Source organism: Roseateles sp. GW835-FHT13E02, assembly GCF_058794035.1.
Genome location: NZ_JBXAGJ010000014.1, coordinates 57,133 through 73,949, shown reverse-complemented (window position 1 = coordinate 73,949; position 16,817 = coordinate 57,133). Strand labels below are relative to the sequence as shown.

The 16,817-nt window shown below is 67.6% G+C and carries 11 protein-coding genes, 1 tRNA gene and 1 pseudogene; 5 read left to right on the top strand and 8 right to left on the bottom strand.

What is annotated here, in order from left to right:
- Window positions 1-12 precede the first annotated feature (12 nt).
- The 3 genes from AC1Q6P_RS14905 (at window position 13) to AC1Q6P_RS14895 (ending at window position 2,742) form a co-directional block, all read left to right on the top strand.
- Window positions 13-639 (top strand): L-threonylcarbamoyladenylate synthase, encoded by a 627-nt coding sequence (locus tag AC1Q6P_RS14905; protein WP_102766486.1) that lies wholly within the window; start codon window positions 13-15, stop codon window positions 637-639.
- Window positions 640-784: 145 nt separating this feature from the next.
- Entirely contained in the window at window positions 785-2,335 is a 1,551-nt protein-coding gene (locus AC1Q6P_RS14900) for a methyl-accepting chemotaxis protein (protein WP_171826988.1), read from the top strand.
- A 56-nt stretch (window positions 2,336-2,391) separates the two neighbouring features.
- Window positions 2,392-2,742, top strand: a complete 351-nt coding sequence (locus AC1Q6P_RS14895; protein WP_171826987.1) for an energy transducer TonB — start codon at window positions 2,392-2,394, stop codon at window positions 2,740-2,742.
- Window positions 2,743-2,920: 178 nt separating this feature from the next.
- Here AC1Q6P_RS14895 and AC1Q6P_RS14890 read toward each other — a convergent pair whose 3' ends face one another.
- From AC1Q6P_RS14890 to ybaK, 4 genes are read right to left on the bottom strand one after another with little or no spacing between them, the layout of a single operon-like run.
- Window positions 2,921-3,322 carry a glutaredoxin family protein gene (locus AC1Q6P_RS14890; RefSeq protein WP_492664710.1) on the bottom strand — a complete coding sequence of 134 codons (402 nt, stop codon included), beginning with the start codon at window positions 3,320-3,322 and terminating at the stop codon, window positions 2,921-2,923.
- Window positions 3,323-3,359: 37 nt separating this feature from the next.
- On the bottom strand, window positions 3,360-3,710 hold the full coding sequence (locus AC1Q6P_RS14885) for a RidA family protein (RefSeq protein WP_492664711.1): 351 nt from the start codon (window positions 3,708-3,710) through the stop codon (window positions 3,360-3,362).
- The gene (gene plsY / locus AC1Q6P_RS14880) at window positions 3,707-4,435 is read right to left on the bottom strand and encodes a glycerol-3-phosphate 1-O-acyltransferase PlsY (RefSeq protein WP_171826985.1); all 729 of its coding nucleotides are present in this window, start codon (window positions 4,433-4,435) and stop codon (window positions 3,707-3,709) included. The genes AC1Q6P_RS14885 and plsY overlap by 4 nt, the downstream gene beginning before the upstream one ends.
- 6 nt (window positions 4,436-4,441) lie before the next feature.
- Window positions 4,442-4,936 (bottom strand): Cys-tRNA(Pro) deacylase, encoded by a 495-nt coding sequence (ybaK, locus tag AC1Q6P_RS14875; RefSeq protein WP_102766480.1) that lies wholly within the window; start codon window positions 4,934-4,936, stop codon window positions 4,442-4,444.
- Window positions 4,937-5,347: 411 nt separating this feature from the next.
- Here ybaK and AC1Q6P_RS14870 point away from each other — a divergent pair, with 411 nt between their 5' ends.
- Together AC1Q6P_RS14870 and ydiK are read left to right on the top strand one after the other, a co-directional pair.
- Window positions 5,348-6,391 (top strand): trypsin-like serine peptidase, encoded by a 1,044-nt coding sequence (locus tag AC1Q6P_RS14870; RefSeq protein WP_102766479.1) that lies wholly within the window; start codon window positions 5,348-5,350, stop codon window positions 6,389-6,391.
- Window positions 6,392-6,499: 108 nt separating this feature from the next.
- Window positions 6,500-7,663: an AI-2E family transporter YdiK gene (ydiK, locus tag AC1Q6P_RS14865; RefSeq protein ID WP_492664712.1), complete on the top strand. Its 1,164-nt coding sequence runs from the start codon at window positions 6,500-6,502 to the stop codon at window positions 7,661-7,663.
- Here the strand turns inward: ydiK and pbpC are convergent.
- The 4 genes and pseudogenes from pbpC to AC1Q6P_RS14845 all read right to left on the bottom strand — a co-directional run.
- Window positions 7,569-9,767: a penicillin-binding protein 1C gene (gene pbpC, locus AC1Q6P_RS14860; RefSeq protein ID WP_492664713.1), complete on the bottom strand. Its 2,199-nt coding sequence runs from the start codon at window positions 9,765-9,767 to the stop codon at window positions 7,569-7,571. The two genes, ydiK and pbpC, sit on opposite strands and share 95 nt — an antisense overlap.
- Entirely contained in the window at window positions 9,764-15,676 is a 5,913-nt protein-coding gene (locus AC1Q6P_RS14855; RefSeq protein ID WP_492703235.1) for an alpha-2-macroglobulin family protein, read from the bottom strand. Before AC1Q6P_RS14855 ends, pbpC begins: the two co-directional genes overlap by 4 nt.
- A gap of 432 nt (window positions 15,677-16,108) precedes the next feature.
- Window positions 16,109-16,185, bottom strand: a tRNA-Pro gene (locus AC1Q6P_RS14850).
- Between the two features lie 267 nt (window positions 16,186-16,452).
- A pseudogene (locus AC1Q6P_RS14845) lies at window positions 16,453-16,785 on the bottom strand (MerR family transcriptional regulator); the annotation flags it as partial.
- Window positions 16,786-16,817 lie beyond the last annotated feature (32 nt).

The following is a 16,817-nucleotide window of genomic DNA, read 5'->3' as shown; positions in this document are numbered from 1 at the left end:
CCACAATGGCCCATGGCTCAGTTCTTCGAAGTTCACCCGGACAACCCGCAGCCCCGCTTCCTCAAGCAGGTGGCGCAAATCCTGCACGGCGGCGGCATCGCCGCCATCCCCACCGACTCCAGCTATGCCCTGGTCTGCCATCTGGACGACAAGGCGGCGGCCGAAGCGCTGCGGCGCATTCGCGGCGTCGACGACAAGCACCACCTGACCCTGCTCTGCCGCGACCTCAGCGAGTTGGCCAGTTATGCGCGCGTGGACAACCGCCAGTACCGCCTGCTCAAGATGGCGACACCGGGGCCCTTCACCTTCATCCTGGAGGCGACCAAGGAAGTGCCGCGCCGCCTCTCCCACCCCTCGCGCCGCACCATCGGCCTGCGCGTGCCCGATCACCGGGTGACCCAGGACCTGCTGGCCATCTTTGGCCAGCCCCTGCTGGCCACCACCTTGATCGCCCCCGGCGACAGCGAGCCGCTGAATGACGCGCAAGAGATCTCCGATCGCCTGGACAAGCAGCTTCAGGTCATCCTGGACGCCGGCGCCTGCGCGCGAGAGCCCACGACCATCATCGACATGAGTCACGAAAACCCGGAATTGCTGCGCCAGGGGCGCGGAAATGCGGCAAGTCTGGGGCTTTTTTAACGTGACCGCCGGATGGGCTTTGCGATGATCCTTAAGTCTTCCAGCAGCCTGCCGAAGATCCACGGGTAGGCTGCACACACAAGAAATAACAGGGTGGCAGCGTCAGCCGTGGATGTTTGTTGTCATTAGGAAGAAAGCGCCCGCCATGAGTCTTCTCTCAAAACTGCGTATCAGCCAGCGCTTGGGTTTGAGCTATGCCGTCTTGATCATCTTGCTGATCATCATCGGCAGCTATGGCGCTTACAGCGCCAATCGCCTGGCCAAGGATCTGGACACCACGGCCAATCAGAGCCTGGTCAAGATCGCCGCAGCGAACTCGCTGGAAGGCAATGTCAATGTGATCGCCCGCGCCGCACGCGATCTGCTGCTGCTGGACGAAGCCCGCCAGATCAAAAAGCAGAAAGCCGCCATCGACGGCGCCGTGCAGGAGAGCGAGAAACAGCTCTCCAGCCTGCAAAGCAGTCTGGACGGCAGTGAGGAAACCGCTCAGGTCGAGAAGGTCAAGGAAGCCCAGGCCAAGTTCTTTGCCTCGGTCAACAAGTTCCGCAAGGTGCAGCAGGACGGCAGCCCCGATGAGGCGCGCGAGAGTCTGATCACCGATGTGCGCCCGGCCCAACAAGCCTATCAGGACGGCCTGAAGGGCCTGGTGGATATGCAGTTCGAGAACGCCCATGATCTGGCCGTGGCCGGTGGCGAGCTGGCCCGCAATTCGGTGCTGGTGACCGTGGTGCTGGTGATCGCCGCCGTGGTGATCGGAGGCGCTGGCGGCCTGGCGATCTCGCGCTCCATCATCAACCCGGTCAAACAGGCCCAGGCCGCGGCCGACGCCATCCGCAATGGCGACCTCACGCACAGCGTGGGCGCCGCCGGCAGTGATGAACTGGGGCAGATGCTGGAAGTGATGCAAGGCATGCAGGAGGCGCTGTCTGGCGTGGTCAGCAGCGTCAGCGCGGCCGCCGCCGATGTGGCCCAGAGCTCCAGCCAGATTGCCAGCGGCAACAACGATCTGTCCGATCGCACGGCGCGCTCGGCCTCCAGCCTGCAGACCACCGCCGCATCGGTGGAGCAGATCGCCGCCAACCTCAGCGGCGCCAGCGAACTGACCCGCAAGGCGGCCGGCATTGCCAGCAAGGCCCGCAATTCAGCCAGCGCCGGCGGCAAGGCCGTGGCCCAGGTGGTGGCGACGATGGAAGAGATCAGCGCCAGCTCGCGCAAAATCGGCGACATCATCGGCGTGATCGACGGCATCGCCTTCCAGACCAACATCCTGGCCCTGAATGCCGCCGTGGAAGCGGCGCGCGCCGGCGAGCATGGCCGCGGTTTCGCCGTGGTGGCCTCGGAAGTGCGCGCCCTGGCTTCGCGCGCCGCCTCCGCCGCCAAGGAAATCAAGGTGCTGATCCAGGAATCCACGGTCAAGGTGGAAACCGGCACCGATCTGGTGAACAACGCCGGCGTGACCATCAGCAGCGTGGTCAACGAAGTCAACGACATGGGCCAGCTGATCGAGGAAATCTCGCACTCGGCCCAGGAACAGGCTGCGGGCGTCGGCATCGTCAACAACGCCATGAACGAACTCGATCGCAGCACCCAGCAGAACGCCAGCCTGGTGAGTGAGCTGAGCCACTCGACCGAGGCGCTGACCAGCAGTTCCTCGCGCTTGCTGGAAGCGGTCGGCTTCTTCCGCACCCATCACTGAGTGCAGAGCGACACCCAGTTTTGCCACTCATTTCAAGACCACAGCAGAGGAAAGACATGACCCCTTCGAATCGACCCACGCTGCTCACCCAGATGCTGCGCGCATCGGCTGGCCTGCTCGGCGCCCTCCTGATCGCGACCAGCGCCACGGCCTCCCCCAAGGTCCTGAAGAAGGTACCGCCTGAGTTCCCCGCGGCTGCAACCAAGAAGAACATCAAGACCGGCTCGGTCAAGGCCAAGATGAACATCGGCCCCGATGGCAAGGTCATCGATGTGCAGATCCTGGAATCCGAACCGCCGCGCGTCTTCGACCGCGCCGTGACCGAAGCCCTCATGGAGTGGCGCTTCGAAGGCAACGGCGAAAAGCAAAGCCACGAAGTCAAACTCGTCTTCAGCAGCGAGGACTGAGTTCGCGCACAAGGTCCTGCCTGCGCAGGACCTTGTGGCTAACTCAGGACGGCCCGCATGCTTGCGGGACGGCTGAAGGTCTTGTATGGCCGCCTGCGCGGCTTTGCCTGCCTCGTTCAGGACGGCCCGCATGCTTGCGGGCCGGCTGAGTTCGCACACACCGGTGCCAGCGACAAAGCTAGCGCTGCACAGCCCCCGCCTGCTCCAGCAGCGCCACCATCCGCGCCCGATCCAGACCCACCATGACCTGACCTCGGACCAGGAAGGTGGGCGTGCCCTGCGCCTGGGTCTCGCGAAAACGTTGCGCGCACTGCGCATTGCTCTCGATGAAGCACTCGGCGTAGGGAATGCGCTCCGCTTCAAACCACTCGCGTGCCTGGCTGCAGTAGGCACAGCTGCGGCTGGACAGCATCACGATATCGCCCGGCTTTGCCCTCTCCCGAAGGCTTTGCGCCTGGCCCTCATGCAGGCCTTGGCGGGCCCACGTGCTCAGCCCCCACACCACGGCGACGATCGCCAGCAGCGGCCAGAGCTCGCGCCAGGCCACAGCCCCAAAAGACAAAAGGCGGCGTCGACTCATTTCGACCCCGCCTTCTTGTTGTCTTGAGAATAGCCGCTCAAACCGCAGCGGTCACAACAATCTCGACCTTCCACTCCGGCCGGGCCAGCTTGGCCTCGACCGTGGCGCGCGGCGGTGTGTGGCCGGGTACCACCCAAGCGTCCCAGGCGGCGTTCATGCCGGGGAAATCGGCCAGGTCGGCGATGTAGATCTGCGCACGCAGGATCTTGCTCTTGTCGCTGCCGGCACGGGCCAGCAGGGTGTCGATCATGGCCAGCACCTGGGCCGTCTGGCCGGTGATGTCCTGGCTGGCGTCTTCGGGCACCTGGCCGGCCAGGTAGACCACGCCGTTGTGCACGGCCATCTCGGACATGCGGGCGCCGACATCAAAACGTTGGATCGTCGTCATTTCGTTGCTTGCCTTTCCTTCTTCTTGGGATGCTTGTGCGAATGGCCGTGGGCATGGGCTGCCTCGGGACCATGCGGGTGTTTCTTGCTGCTGCCGGCGGGCGGTGCCACGGCCGCCTTCTGGCCCAGACGGCTCTCGGTGCCATTCATCAGCTTCTTGATGTTGGCGCTGTGACGCCAGACCAGCAGCAGGCCCATCAGCACCAGCACGCCGACATTGGGGCCGGTGCCCCAGCCGAACATCTCGTAGATGGGCGCGAACGCGGCAGAGACGATGGCGGCCAGGGACGAGTAGCGGGTGAAATAGGCGATCGCCAGCCAGGTCAACAGGGTGGCGGCGCCCAAGACCGGGTTCAGCGCCAGGATCACGCCGGCCGCTGTGGCCACGCCCTTGCCGCCTTCGAAGCGGAAGAACACCGGCCACAGATGGCCCAGGAATGCAGCGAGGCCGACCAGAGCCGCCGTGCCCTCGCCGAGACCGAAACGGGCGCCGAACTGCAGCACCAGCAGCACCGGCACATAGCCTTTCAGCGCGTCAAACACCAGGGTCAAAATCGCCGCGGCCTTGTTGCCCGAGCGCAGCACATTGGTGGCACCGGGGTTGCCCGAGCCGTAGCTGCGCGGATCGGACAAGCCCATGGCCCGGCTGACGATGACGGCAAAGGACAGGGAACCGACGAGGTAGCCGACAAGCGCGGCCAGGAGAGGGAAAAGAGTGTCTTGCATGGGACGCTATTCTGCACTGGCGCACTGCACCGCCCGCGCCTGCAGCAGCTCCGGCAGAACCCGCGGGTCCAAACCCACCAGGTAGCCACGCCGCCCGCCATTGATGCAGATGCGCTCCAGCGCCAGGATGCTGGCCTCGACGTATACCGGCATGGTCTTGCGCGTGCCAAAAGGCGAGGTGCCGCCGACCAGATAGCCGCTGTGACGCTGCGCCACCTCGGGCTTGCAGGGTTCGACCTTTTTGCAGGGGATCTGGCGTGCCAGCTCTTTCAGGCTGACCTTCTGGTCGCCATGCATCAGCACGATCAAGGGCTGGGCGCGTTCGTCCTGCATCACCAGGGTCTTGACGACCTGGTGCTCGGGCACACCGAGCTGACGCGAACTTTCAGCGGTACCGCCATGCTCGACATAGTCGTAGACATGTTCGCTGAAGGCGATCTGGCGCTGGCGCAGGAACTGCGTGGCCGGGGTCTCACTGACATGGGCTGTTTTCTTGGACATGCAGGGAATTTTCACCGAAGTCGAGCACGGCCCGCCGTCCGTGCCTGGCAAGCTAGAAGCTAGGGGTTGTGAGCCCAAGCGGTCGGCCTAGCATGTGCATCGGAGCGGTACGGGCCGCGGCAGTTGGAGCTGCCAAGCCCGCACAACAGCCGCCCGGCCAGCACCGCGATCTGCCTTCAGCCAGGGCAGCCACGGCCCGGCCTTCGCTGCGATGCCCAGCCCGATGCTGGCTGCACCACGGGCCCCACGCAGCGATTCTTCGCTTTGGATGCGAGATGCGCGCCCGCGTAGAGCTGCGTTGATTTCAACGCCCTCGCCATGTCATTTCACTCAACCCGGTCGGCCTCGCTCACCTCGAGCCGGCCTGCCTCTGGCCCTGCCCTGCGCGGGCCAATTCTTGGGAGTTGCACCATGGAAGAACATCTGGAACTGAGCCGCGAGTTTCCCGCCCCGAGCCTGCAAGAAGCGGTGCTCAAGCTCAAGTCACGCAAAGCCAGCGCCCGCCTGCCGGCCGGCCTCAGCGAAAAATTGCTGAGCCAGGCCCCAGCCATGATCGAAGTCGATGGGCGCAGCTATCCGCGCGGCACCGAAGCCGTGGAGATCAAGTCCCTGAGCAAGAGCGCCGCGCTCAGCGACAAGGGCATTGAAGCCGGCACCGAAGCCTTCATTCCCGAGCATGTCGATGTCGAGTTCACGGCCCGCCTGGAGCCGGCCAGCCTGCGTCGGCCCAAGTTCATCGAACGTCTGGACTACCTGCCCGAGCCGCAAGCCGGGGCCAAGACCATCTTTGGCGCCGACGGCCGGCGCGTGTTCTACAGCAACGCCTACCCCTGGCGCTGCAACGGACGGGTGGAGAGCCCGCTGGGCAATGGCAGCGGCGTGATGGTGGGCCCACGCCACCTGTTGACCTGTTCGCATGTGATTGACTGGCGACCCAACAACACCACGGGCTGGCTCAAGTTCACGCCCATGTACTACAACGGCAGCGCCCCCTACGGCACGGCCTACGGCGTGCGCACCTACTTCAAGGTCAAGGTGACGCCGCCCACCATCGACAGCAACGAGGCGAAGTTCGACTATGTCGTGGTGGTGCTGGATCGCAATGTCGGCAATGCCACCGGCTGGCTGGGCACCAAGTCCTACAGCGACAGCTGGGACGGCGGCGCTTACTGGACCCATGTCGGCTATCCCGGCGACCTGACGGGCGGCCAGCGCCCGATCTGGCAGGACGGCATCGCCCTGGACGGTGACTTCTGGAGCCCGGATTCACATGAAAGCATGAGCCATCGTGGCGATGTCTGGCCCGGCCAAAGCGGCGGCGCTTTCTGGGGCTACTGGGACGGCCAGCCCTATGCCGTCGCCGTGCAGAGCGCGCACAACGCCAGCAACAACTTCGCCAGCGGCGGCTCGGACCTGGTGGACCTGGTGATCCGCGCGCGCAATGAGCACCCCTGAGCCTGCGGCCTGCGCAGCCGCTTGAGCTGAGGTCGAAGGCGCGGCAGCGTTCTGGCCCGAGAATCGGGCCCAACGCTGCTGCCGGCCTAAGTGCCGAACCTGTCGACCATGAAGCCTTCTTCGCCCCAGCCTTCCTCGCCTCCGCCCGACGCGCCGCGCCAGGACATCACTCGCATCTTGCTGGCCGTGCTGGCCGTGGCCTTGCTGATCTTTGCCTCCTTGTGGGTCTTGCAGCCCTTTCTGGGCGCCAGCGTCTGGGCGACCATGGTGGTGGTGGCCACCTGGCCGCTGATGGAGAGCTTGCAGACCCGGCTCTGGGGCCGCCGCAGCCTGGCCACCAGCGTCATGGTGCTGGGCCTGCTGCTGCTGCTGTTTGTGCCCTTGTCGATTGCGCTGTCTACCGTCGTGACCCATGCCGATCAGGTCATGGCCTGGGCGCCCAAGCTGCTGGATGCGCAAATCCCCGAACCGCCGGCCTGGTTGGCCAGCCTGCCGGTGATCGGCGAGAACCTGGCAGCCTTCTGGCACAAGGTGGCGCAGGAGGGCTTGAGCTCGCTGCTGGCCATGATCAAGCCCTATGTGGGCAGCAGCCTCAAATGGACGGCCGCCCAGGCCGGCAATCTGGGCATGATCGGACTGCAATTCCTTCTCACCGTGGCCATCGCGGCCATCCTCTACAGCGAGGGCGAGAGCGCTGTGCTCCATGTGCGCCGCTTCGCCCGCCGCCTGGCCGGCGAGCAAGGCGACGCCGTCATCACCCTGGCCGGCCAAGCCATCCGCGGCGTGGCCCTGGGCATTGTGGTCACGGCCCTGGTGCAGACCGCGCTCGGTGGCCTGGGCCTGTGGATCAGCGGCGTGCCCTTCGCCGGCCTGCTCAGCGCCGTGATGCTGATGGCCTGCCTGGCCCAGATCGGCCCGGCCCTGGTGCTGGCGCCGGCCGTGGCCTGGCTGTACTGGAACGGCGACAACGTCTGGGCCACGGTGCTGCTGGTCTGGACTCTGCTGGTGACCACGCTGGACAACTTCCTGCGCCCCTGGCTGATTAAGAAAGGCGCCGACCTGCCCCTGCTGCTGATCTTCGCCGGAGTGATCGGCGGCCTCCTGGCCTTCGGCCTGGTGGGCCTGTTCATCGGCCCGGTGGTGCTGGCCGTGACCTACACCTTGCTGGAAGCCTGGGTCAGCGAAGGCCTGCCGGCGAAGGCGGAGGCGCTGCGCGAGCGGGCTGCGGCGGCGCGCCCGGCTTCAGCTGGGCGCCGCGCACCTCGAAACTGAGGCGCTGCAGCTCGCGCCCGCGCGCATCCAGCAGGCGCAGCTGATGGCGGCCGGGCCAGGGCGCCCAGTTCAGCTGGCGCCCGCGGCCGAGGATCCTGCCGTCCAGCTCCCACTGACCGGACTGGCCTTCGAAACGGATTTTTTGCGCCTGCGGCGGCATGTCGGGGTCGAGCGCGAAGACACTGCCATCCACCGGGCTGCGAATGCCCTGCACCTCAGCTGAAGCATGCAACTGGCTGCCCGCGCCCCAGCGCACCTGCTCGGTGCCGCGCACAAACCACTCGCGCCGCGCCGGCTCGGGCACCCCGTCGAACTGAACCGTCAGCGGCAACACGCTGGCCGGCGCCGCCGGCGCGCGCGAGGGCCGCCCTTGGTGCAGATAGCGCATCAAGCCGGCCCAGATCGGCGCCGCCCCGCTGATGCCACTGACGCCGTGCATGGGCGCACCGCTGGCATTTCCGACCCAGACGCCGACCGTGTAGCGATCGCTGAAACCCAGGCACCAGTTGTCGCGCATGTCCTTGCTGGTGCCGGTCTTGACCGCCGCGAAGCTGGCCAGGGCCAGCGGGCTGTCCAGGCCGAAGCTGATGGCGCGCGCGTTGTTGTCGGCCAGCATGTCGGCGACGATGAAACTGGCCCCGGCCTCGGCCACACGGCGGCGGCCGGTCTGCGCTGCCGGCGACTGTGACTGCGCCTGAGCCTGGGCCAGCATCTGCACCGGCCCCAGCACGCCACCATTGGCCAGGCTGCGGTAGGCATTGGCCAGATTGAGCAGCGTCACATCGGCGCTGCCCAAGGCCAGCGAGAGGCCGTAAAAGCCGGCCGTCTCGCTGAGCTGCAGGCCGAGCTGGTTCAGGCGCTCGAACACGGCATCGCTGCCCAGCATGGCCATCAGGCGCACGGCCGGCACATTGAGGCTGCTGCCCAGGGCGCTGCGCGCCGAGACGAAGCCCTTGAATTGCCGGTCGTAGTTCTGCGGGATGTAGAGGCCCGCCGGGGTGTTGATCTGCGCCGGGGAGTCCTCCAGCAGGCTGGCCGCCGTGATCACGCGCCGCTCCAGCGCCAGCTGGTAGATGAAGGGCTTGAGCGTGGAGCCCGGCTGGCGCCGCGCCAGCACGCCGTCCACCTGGGCCGCGGCCGAGAAGGCGCCGCTGCTGCCCACCCAGGCGCGCACCTGGCCGCTGGCGTTGTCCAGGACGACCACGGCGCCGTCCTCCACATTGCGCCCGCCCAGCTCGGCCAGCTGGTTCTTGAGCAGGCGGGCCGCCTGGCGCTGCAGGCCCGCATCCAGGCTGCTGCGCTGCTGGGCCGGCCCCTCCGCTCGCAAGACCTGGCGGGCGAAATGGGGCGCCAACTGCTCACCCAGCGGCATGCCGGCCGGGCGCAGCAAGGCCGCCTCGGCCTGGCCCGCCACGGCTTCGCAGCCCAGGCCCTGCAGCTTGAGCAGGCCGCAGGCGCGCTGGCTCCAGGCCGCCACGCCGGCATTGGGAGCGCGCAGCAGGGCGGCGGCCAGGGCGCCCTCGACCGCCGTCAGGCCCGCGGGGTGTTTGCCGAACAGCACCTGAGACAGCGCATGGATGCCGACCAGCTCGCCCCGGAAGGGCACGCTGTTGAGGTAGGCCTCCAGGATCTGCGCCTTGCTCCAGCGCCGCTCCAGCTGGGCCGCCAGCCAGACCTGGCCCAGCTTCTGGCCGGCGCTGCGGCCGCCCGCCGGGCGGGCCAGGCCGGCGTCGATCAAGCCAGCCAGTTGCATGGTTACGGTAGACGCGCCGCGCGTGCGCTGGTTCCACAAATTGGCCCAGGCGCTGCTGGCCACGGCACTCCAGTCCACACCGCTGTGCTCGTAAAAGCGCCGGTCCTCGCCCAGCAAGATCGCCTGCAGCAAGGCCGGCGAGAGCTGGCTCAAAGGCAGCCAGTCGAGCGCGCGCCGCTGTGGGTCCAGGCGCAGGGTCTGCAGCGGCTCGCCACGGCGGTCAAGCAAGGTGTAGTCCGACACCCGATGCGCGGCTTTGATCTCCAGAAAGCTGGGCTGCGCCCGGACCGGCGCGCTCGCGGCGAGCAGCAGGCCGGCCAGCAGCCAGGCCCTGCGAACGCATCCCCTCAAGGCGCCACCTCCAGCGAGGCCTGGGGCAGCTCGGCGAAGTTCTCGGGCGCGTACATGGCCTCGACTCGGGTGCCCGGCATCTGAAACCGGCCGACGTTGTTCAGGCGCACGGTGTACTCCAGCACATGCTTGCCGCGCGGCAGGCGCTCGAAATAGGCGCGCCAGGCCTCGTGGCTGCGCTCCTCAAACGTGGGCGGCACGCGCGCTTCATCGCCTGGCTTGGCATTGCGGCTGAGCTCGGCCACCCGTTCGGCGCCCAGCACGGCTGCGCCGCCGGGCAGCGGATCGGCCAGCACCACCCAGGCCATATCGCTGCCCGCCTCCAGCTCCAGGCGCACGCGCAGCACATCGCCCCGGCTCCAGCGCCCGGCCACCTTCTGTTCCACGGCCTGCACCGTGCGTTGCAGGCGGTAGCCGGCACTGGCCGCCTGCTTGAGCGGCACGGCCGCCAGCGATTGCACGGTCAGCCAGGGCTTGCCCGCGCCCTTGTGCTCCACGTTCAGATTGCCACTGTTCCAGGGCAGCAGCAGGCTGCCGCCCTCGGGCTGGCGAGACCAGTCCAGCGCTTGCAGCGGCGCCGGGCTCAGCGTCGCCTCGGTCTTGCCACCGGGCTTGACGCTTTCGAAACGCGCCGCGAACTTGTCCAGCGCCAGCACGCCCCAGAGATTGGCCGTGGTGCTGCTCCAGGCCCCGCGCGTCTGACGGCCCAGGCTGCCTTGCAGCAGGCGCGGCAGCTCCTCGGCCCAGCCGGCTTCATCCAGCACGGCCAGCATCAGGCGCGAAGCATTGGCATCGGCGTTGTCCATCAGCCACCACCAGGCATCGCTGTCCTCGGTGCTGAAGCGCAGCACCGTGCCCTGGTAGCTCAGGCGGCTGCGCAGCAAAGCCTGGGCTTCGGCCAGGCGCTGGGCGCGCTGCGGCGCCTGCGCCATGCGCTTGTGGATGTTGAGCCAGTCGATCACGGCGGCTGTCGGCCAGGACGCCAAAGCCTTGGCATTGACGGTGCTGAGCCCCGCCGGCGTCGCCCGGCCGTAACGCGACAAGGCCTCCAGCACCGCCAGGCGGCGCACATCGGCATCGATCTCGGCGCTGCGCGGTGACCAACTGCTGCGGCTGATGCGTCCGTCGATGTAAGCCGTCAGGCCTTGCAACAACTTCTCGCGCAGGGCCGGCGGGATGTCGCGCCCGGCCTCATGCGAAGCGGCCAGCAAATACGCCGTCAGGCGCTCGCTGCCACGTGAGGCTTCATCCGGCCGCGGCGGGAAGTAATGCGCCAGGCCGTCGCTGTCCAGATAGGACGGCATGGCCGCCAGCACCGACTGCCACAACGCCGCATCGTGCAGGCCCAGGGCCTTGGAGGTTTGCTGCTCCAGGCAGCTGTAGGGATAGGTCTCGAAGAAGCGCCGCGGCCCCGGCAGATCGCCGCCCAGGCGGCGCTGCAGCACCAGGTTGACGCCACCGCGCTTGGCGCCTGTTTCCGGCCAGGCACCGGCCGGCGGCGCCACGGGCAGGCTGAGGCGGCCATCGAGCTGGCTCAGGCTGGCTTGCCAGACCTGCACTGGCACGGCGGGCAAGACCCGTTGACTCACCCGCAGCTGATCACGCGCCGGGGCCTGGCCGCCACTGGCGCTGCCCTGCTCGCTGGCCGTGGCCTGCCACCGCAGCCCGGAGCTGCCTTCGGGCACCTTGAAACTCCAGCTCAGCTCTCGAGCCTCACCGGCGGCCAGCTTCAAGGTCTGGGCGGGCAGCGTCGTCTCGGGCAGCGCGGCCGTACCGGCCGCCACCTGCGGCAGCGCCTGCAGCTCAGCCCGCAGATTCATGGCCCGCGCACTGCTGTTGCGCAGGGTCAGATTGGCCTGGAATTCATCGCCCTCACGCACCAGCGGCGGCAGGCCGGACAGCACTTGCAGATCCTGCGTCACCCGCACCGTGGCCTGGCCCGTGCCGAACTGGTGGCTGCCGGCATCGGCCACGGCGACCAGGCGGAAGCTGGTCAGCGAATCGTTGAGCGGCACCTCGATCAGCGCTTCGCCGCGCGCATCGAGCTTGACCGTGCTGCGCCAGAGCAAAAGCGTGTCGAAGAGCTCACGGGTGGGCGCGCGGCCCCCGCCGCCGCCGGCCGCCACCGCCTTGCGGCCATAGTGGCGCCGGCCAATGATCTCGCTCTGCGCCGTGGCCGTGTCCACGCCCCAGCTGCGCTGCTGGATCATGGCCGGCAGCAGCTCCCAGCTGCTGTTGCCGCGCAGGGCCAGCAAACCTTCGTCCACGGCGGCAAATGCCAGCTCGGCCCCGGGCACGGGGCGGCCATCTTGCGTCACCTGCACACGGGTGCGTACGGTCTCGCGCACGCCGTACTGGCTGCGCTCCGGGCTGACCTTGACTTGCAGCTGGTGCTCGGCCAGACCCACCTGCAGGGCGGCCACGCCGAGCTTGAAGGACGGCTTGGCCATGTCCACCAGGGCCGTGGGCGCGGGCATGTTGCGGCTTTCGCGCCAGGCGGCCCACCAGTCGCGCGGCGCACGCCAGCCCCAGCTGAAGAAAGAGTACCAGGGCACATGCTGGATGCGCCCACGCAGGGCCAGCACGCTGACGTAGACATTGGGCGCCCAGGCGCGCTCGATCTTGAGCTCAAAACTGGGGTCGCGACCGGTCAGCTTGACGACGCGGGTGTCGATCACGCCCTCGCGCTCGATCGCCACCAGGGCCGTGGCTTCACGGAAGGGCATGCGCACCTGGAAACGGGCGGCCTCGCCCGGCTCATAACGCTTTTTCTCGGCGAGCACATCGATGCGGTCGTCGTTGTCCTGCGCAAACCAGAGCTCACCCTCCTGGCTCATCCAGGCGCTGGCTGCCGCCTGGCTGGGCCGGCCTTCGCTGTCCTTGGCGCTGAGCACCAGCTCCACCTCGCCCGAGACCTCGAGCTTGGCCTCGCAGGCCAGCAGGCCCTGGGCATCGCTGCTGCCGCTGCAGACCGTGCCCAGGTCCTTGAGCTCGGTGCGGTTGTCGTAGGCATAAAAGCCGCCCACCATGCGCTTGCGACTGCTGAGGGTCTGACGCAGCTGCGCCTTGACCTCCAGGCGCTGGCCGGCCACCGGCTTGCCGGCCGTGTCCAGGGCCAGGGCACTGAAGGCCAGGCTGCCGCGATTGTTGGACCAGCTGCGCGTGCGCAGACCCAGCACCAGCTTGGAGGGCCACAGCGCCACGGTCTGGTTGACGCTGCGCACCTCGCCGTTCGGGTCGCTGTAGCTGAGCTCGGCCAGCAGTTCGCTGGGCCGGCTCAGGGCCGGCAGATTCTTGATGACGGCCTCGGCTGCGCCCTGGCGGTCGGTGACGGCGGGCTGCTTGTCCAGCACCAGGCGGGTGTCGCGCGCCGGGCCGGCGCCCTCCTCGCCCTCGCCTTCGTCTTGGAAGCGCTCGGCTTCACCGAGGCCGCGCGGCGGCTCGAAGCTGAACTCCTCGTAGCCGGCAAAGTGCAGGCTGCGCGGGCGCAGCAAGGCGCTGAACTTGAGCGGCGCCTGGGCCATGGGGCCGCCGGACTGGTAGTTGAGCTGTGCCCCCAGGCGCAGCTCCTTGGGCGCCACCTGCACCGCCTTGGGCGCGCTCAAGGTGGCGCTGATCAGGGGCACGCGGAACTCTTCAACATGGAAGCTGCCGGCCATCCAGCTGCGGGCTTCGCCGTCGCCGGCGCCGCGACTTTCGCGCAGCAGCTCGATGCTGTAGCTGCCCAGCTTGGCGCCGGCGGGTATCACCCATTGCGAGCTGGCGCTGCGCGGGCTGGGCCAGCTGATCGGCAGCTCGACTTCGCTGCCGCTGCCCAGGTGGGTCAGCTTGAGCTTGGTGGGCAGTTGCTCGGGTGCCGCCAGCTTCAGACCCTGGCGGGTCTCCAGGCGGAAGAAATGCTTCATCGACACCGTCTCGCCGGCGCGCAGCAGGCTGCGGTCCAGCACCGTGTGAACGCGCACCTCGGGGCTGCCGGCGCCATAAATCGTCGGCAGATTGAATCGCCAGGGCTCGATGCCGCGGTTCCAGTTGCTGAAGACAAAGGCCATGTCGGGGGCAGCACCGGCCGCATCGGCTTTCTGAGCCGTCACGAAGAAGCCGCGCTCGGCCACGCAGCGCTTGTCGTCCCAACCCGGGGGCTGCAGCGCCTGCTGCACCAGAGCGCGGCCCTGGGCATCGGTGCGGCCGCTCCAGAGTGGCTTGCCGGCGCAATCGTGCACCACCACCTCGGCCCCCTCGACCGGCTGGCCGCGATCCAGGCGGGTCACCCAGACCAGGCTGTTCTCGCGCGACCATTTGAAATGCACGCCCAGATTGGTGACGAGCACGCCGGTGCGCACAAACATGGGCGCGGTCTTGTCCAGCAAGGCCTGGCCCAGGCGCGGCGAACGCAGTTCCACCACGTGGTAGCCCGGCTCATTCAGAGGCAGGCCGATGACTTCAAAAGGCCGCGGCTCGGCGCCTTGCGGCGGGGTCGGGGGCGGTGGCAGCTTGAGCGTTTGCGCCTGCGGGTCTTTGTCCAGCAAGGCCAGCTCGCGGCTGGCGATGTGGCGCATCTGCTTGCGCGCCACGGGCTGGCCGCGGCCATCGGTCTCTTGCAGGGTCTCGTACCACTGCCCCTCGGGCAGGCCGGCCTCACGCGCGCTGAGCTGGCTTTCGTGATAACGGCTGACCCGCGCATACCAGGCCAGCACCTCGGCGGGGCTGCTCAATCGCTTGACGCGAATCTCGCCGGGCGCCTGCGCAGCGCCGCCGCCGCCCCAATCGCTTTGCACATGGCGCATGGTGATGGGCAGCAGGGCCGGCTCTTTGCCCCCGGGCTCGCGCTCGATCACACCAAACGGTGCGGCTGCGAACTTGGCCAGCGGCGGCGATGCGCCAGTGGCCACTTGCAGTGGAAAGCTGGCCGCATTGGCCAGAGGCCGGCCGGTCATGTCCTTGATGCCGGCCGGCATCTGCAGGCTGAACGCGGCGTTCTCGGCCAGCGGAAAGGGAAACTCCAGCATCGACAGCTCGGCCGACTCCTCGCCCTTGGGCTTGAGCGGTTTCAGCAGCTGGCCCGAGGCCGATTTCAGCGTCAGCTGCAGAGCCTGCTCACGCGGCACCGGCGCACTGAAGAGCACCCGCATCGGCCGCACCGGCATGCAGGGCACATTGGCACGTTCGCGCTCGCAGGAGAACTCCGCTGTGAAGGGGCGCCGCACCTGGTAGGCATGGGTTTCGTCCGCGCGCCGCTTGGCGGCCGCCTGGGGCCCCGCCTCGCTGTTGGACCAGAGCAGACGCATCTTGGTGGCCTGCGGCAGCGGCCGCTGGCAGTGCAGCAGCCAATGGCTGCCAGGCAGCCGTGCCGCCGCCTGGCTAGGACCGCGCGACTTGAGCACGGCAGCCAGCGCCTCACCCTGCACCGCCTGCACTGGGATGCGCTCGCCCAGGCCCTCCACCTCGCACCAGGCGCGCTGGCGCAGCTGGGTTTCGCTGATGGCGCCGTTGAAACGCAGCAGGAAATGCTGGTCTTCCTCGATTTCGCTGCCCGGCCAGGGTTGCACCTGCTGCAAACGAACCGGGCCGGTTCGAAAGCTGAAACTCTGCGGTCCGCTGAGCGCGCCGCCCACGGCTTTGAAGCTGTCCAGCACGCGCACCTCGCAGCTTTGTTCCGGCCCCACGCCCGAGCCTGGGCTGACGGGACGCCAGACCCACTCACGCGCGTTGTTCCATCGGCCCTCGTCCAGCTTCAGGCTTTTGCCGCCGCAACTCAGGCTCACCGGCGCAGGCAGGCGCGGATCGCCTGCGGGCACCACAGGCTCGGAAAAGCTGACTCGCAGCTGATGAAACTCAGCCACCTCAGCGCTGGGCGACACACTCAAGGTGGCCGCAGACAGCGCCGGCAAGCTCAGGCTCAGCAGAAGCAAACCGGACAGCGATGGAGCCGCCCATGGCGACCGGCTCGCCCTCGGATCACGAGCCAGCCCCAAGTAGCGGCTGAACCTGTTCTTCTGTTGTCCCATGCACCCTCCCAGGCGATCTGCGTCAAAGCGAGGGGCAGTCTAGCCGCTCTACTCCGGGCCTCCGGACTCACGGCGGTGAACAAGATTGGGATTGAGCAACACCTCGTGACAAGCCCCTGGCGGTGCTGGCACAAGAACCAGCAGTCGAGCTCGAGAGGATGCGGGGACGGGGATGGGGGTGGAAATGACTGCGCAAGAACCGCAGACCCTCAGCGCTCAGGCCGATGGCAGAGTCCAAGCGGCAGTAGGAGCTGTAGCCGCGCTGAACACGAATGCCCGAGCCCAATGGAAAACGGGTCAGATGTTTTCACATCTGACCCGTCATCACTTTTTAAATGGTCGGAACGGTGGGATTCGAACTCACGACCCCTTGCACCCCATGCAAGTGCGCTACCAGGCTGCGCTACGCCCCGACTGAGCTTTGCATTATAGGAGCATTTTTATGCTCATGGCAAGAGAGTTTGTCGAATTGCCAATAATTCTTCTTTGACCTGGGCCAGAGTCAGCGGTTCAACCCCACCCAGCACGCCGCCGAGACGCAGCGACATGCCGGCCAACTCGTCCAGACCCGCGGTGCTGCGGGCGGCCGACGGTTGCGCGGCCAGGGCCGCCACGCCAGCGCTGGCGCCCGCGCCGCCGGGCAAGGCCGTGGCGCGCACGACGATGTCGCCATCGTCGAAGCCGGCTTCGTCCTCGAGGCGCTGGGCTTCGTCGGCTTCCTGCTTGAACACCAAAGCCGCAGCGTCGCTGCGGGCAGCGCCGCCTTCCATCAACTGGTTGCGAGCACCGCTGATGGTGAAGCCCTGGTCGTAGAGCAGGCCGCGGATGCGGCGGATCAGCAGCACCTCATGGTGCTGGTAGTAGCGCCGGTTGCCGCGCCGCTTCATGGGCTTGAGCTGGATGAACTCCTGCTCCCAGTAGCGCAGCACATAGGGCTTCACGCCGCACAACTCGCTGACCTCACCGATGGTGAAGTAACGTTTGGCAGGGATGGCGGGCAGCGCGTTTTCCATGCAAATCAAGGGCTTTCGGTGGGGAGGTCAGA

Bases quoted from the DNA above. Each gene is read 5' to 3' on its own strand.
- AC1Q6P_RS14905 (WP_102766486.1), top strand. From the start codon at position 13: ATGGCTCAGTTCTTCGAAGTTCACCCGGACAACCCGCAGCCCCGCTTC.
- AC1Q6P_RS14900 (WP_171826988.1), top strand. From the start codon at position 785: ATGAGTCTTCTCTCAAAACTGCGTATCAGCCAGCGCTTGGGTTTGAGC.
- AC1Q6P_RS14895 (WP_171826987.1), top strand. From the start codon at position 2,392: ATGACCCCTTCGAATCGACCCACGCTGCTCACCCAGATGCTGCGCGCA.
- AC1Q6P_RS14890 (WP_492664710.1), bottom strand. From the start codon at position 3,322: ATGAGTCGACGCCGCCTTTTGTCTTTTGGGGCTGTGGCCTGGCGCGAG.
- AC1Q6P_RS14885 (WP_492664711.1), bottom strand. From the start codon at position 3,710: ATGACGACGATCCAACGTTTTGATGTCGGCGCCCGCATGTCCGAGATG.
- plsY (WP_171826985.1), bottom strand. From the start codon at position 4,435: ATGCAAGACACTCTTTTCCCTCTCCTGGCCGCGCTTGTCGGCTACCTC.
- ybaK (WP_102766480.1), bottom strand. From the start codon at position 4,936: ATGTCCAAGAAAACAGCCCATGTCAGTGAGACCCCGGCCACGCAGTTC.
- AC1Q6P_RS14870 (WP_102766479.1), top strand. From the start codon at position 5,348: ATGGAAGAACATCTGGAACTGAGCCGCGAGTTTCCCGCCCCGAGCCTG.
- ydiK (WP_492664712.1), top strand. From the start codon at position 6,500: ATGAAGCCTTCTTCGCCCCAGCCTTCCTCGCCTCCGCCCGACGCGCCG.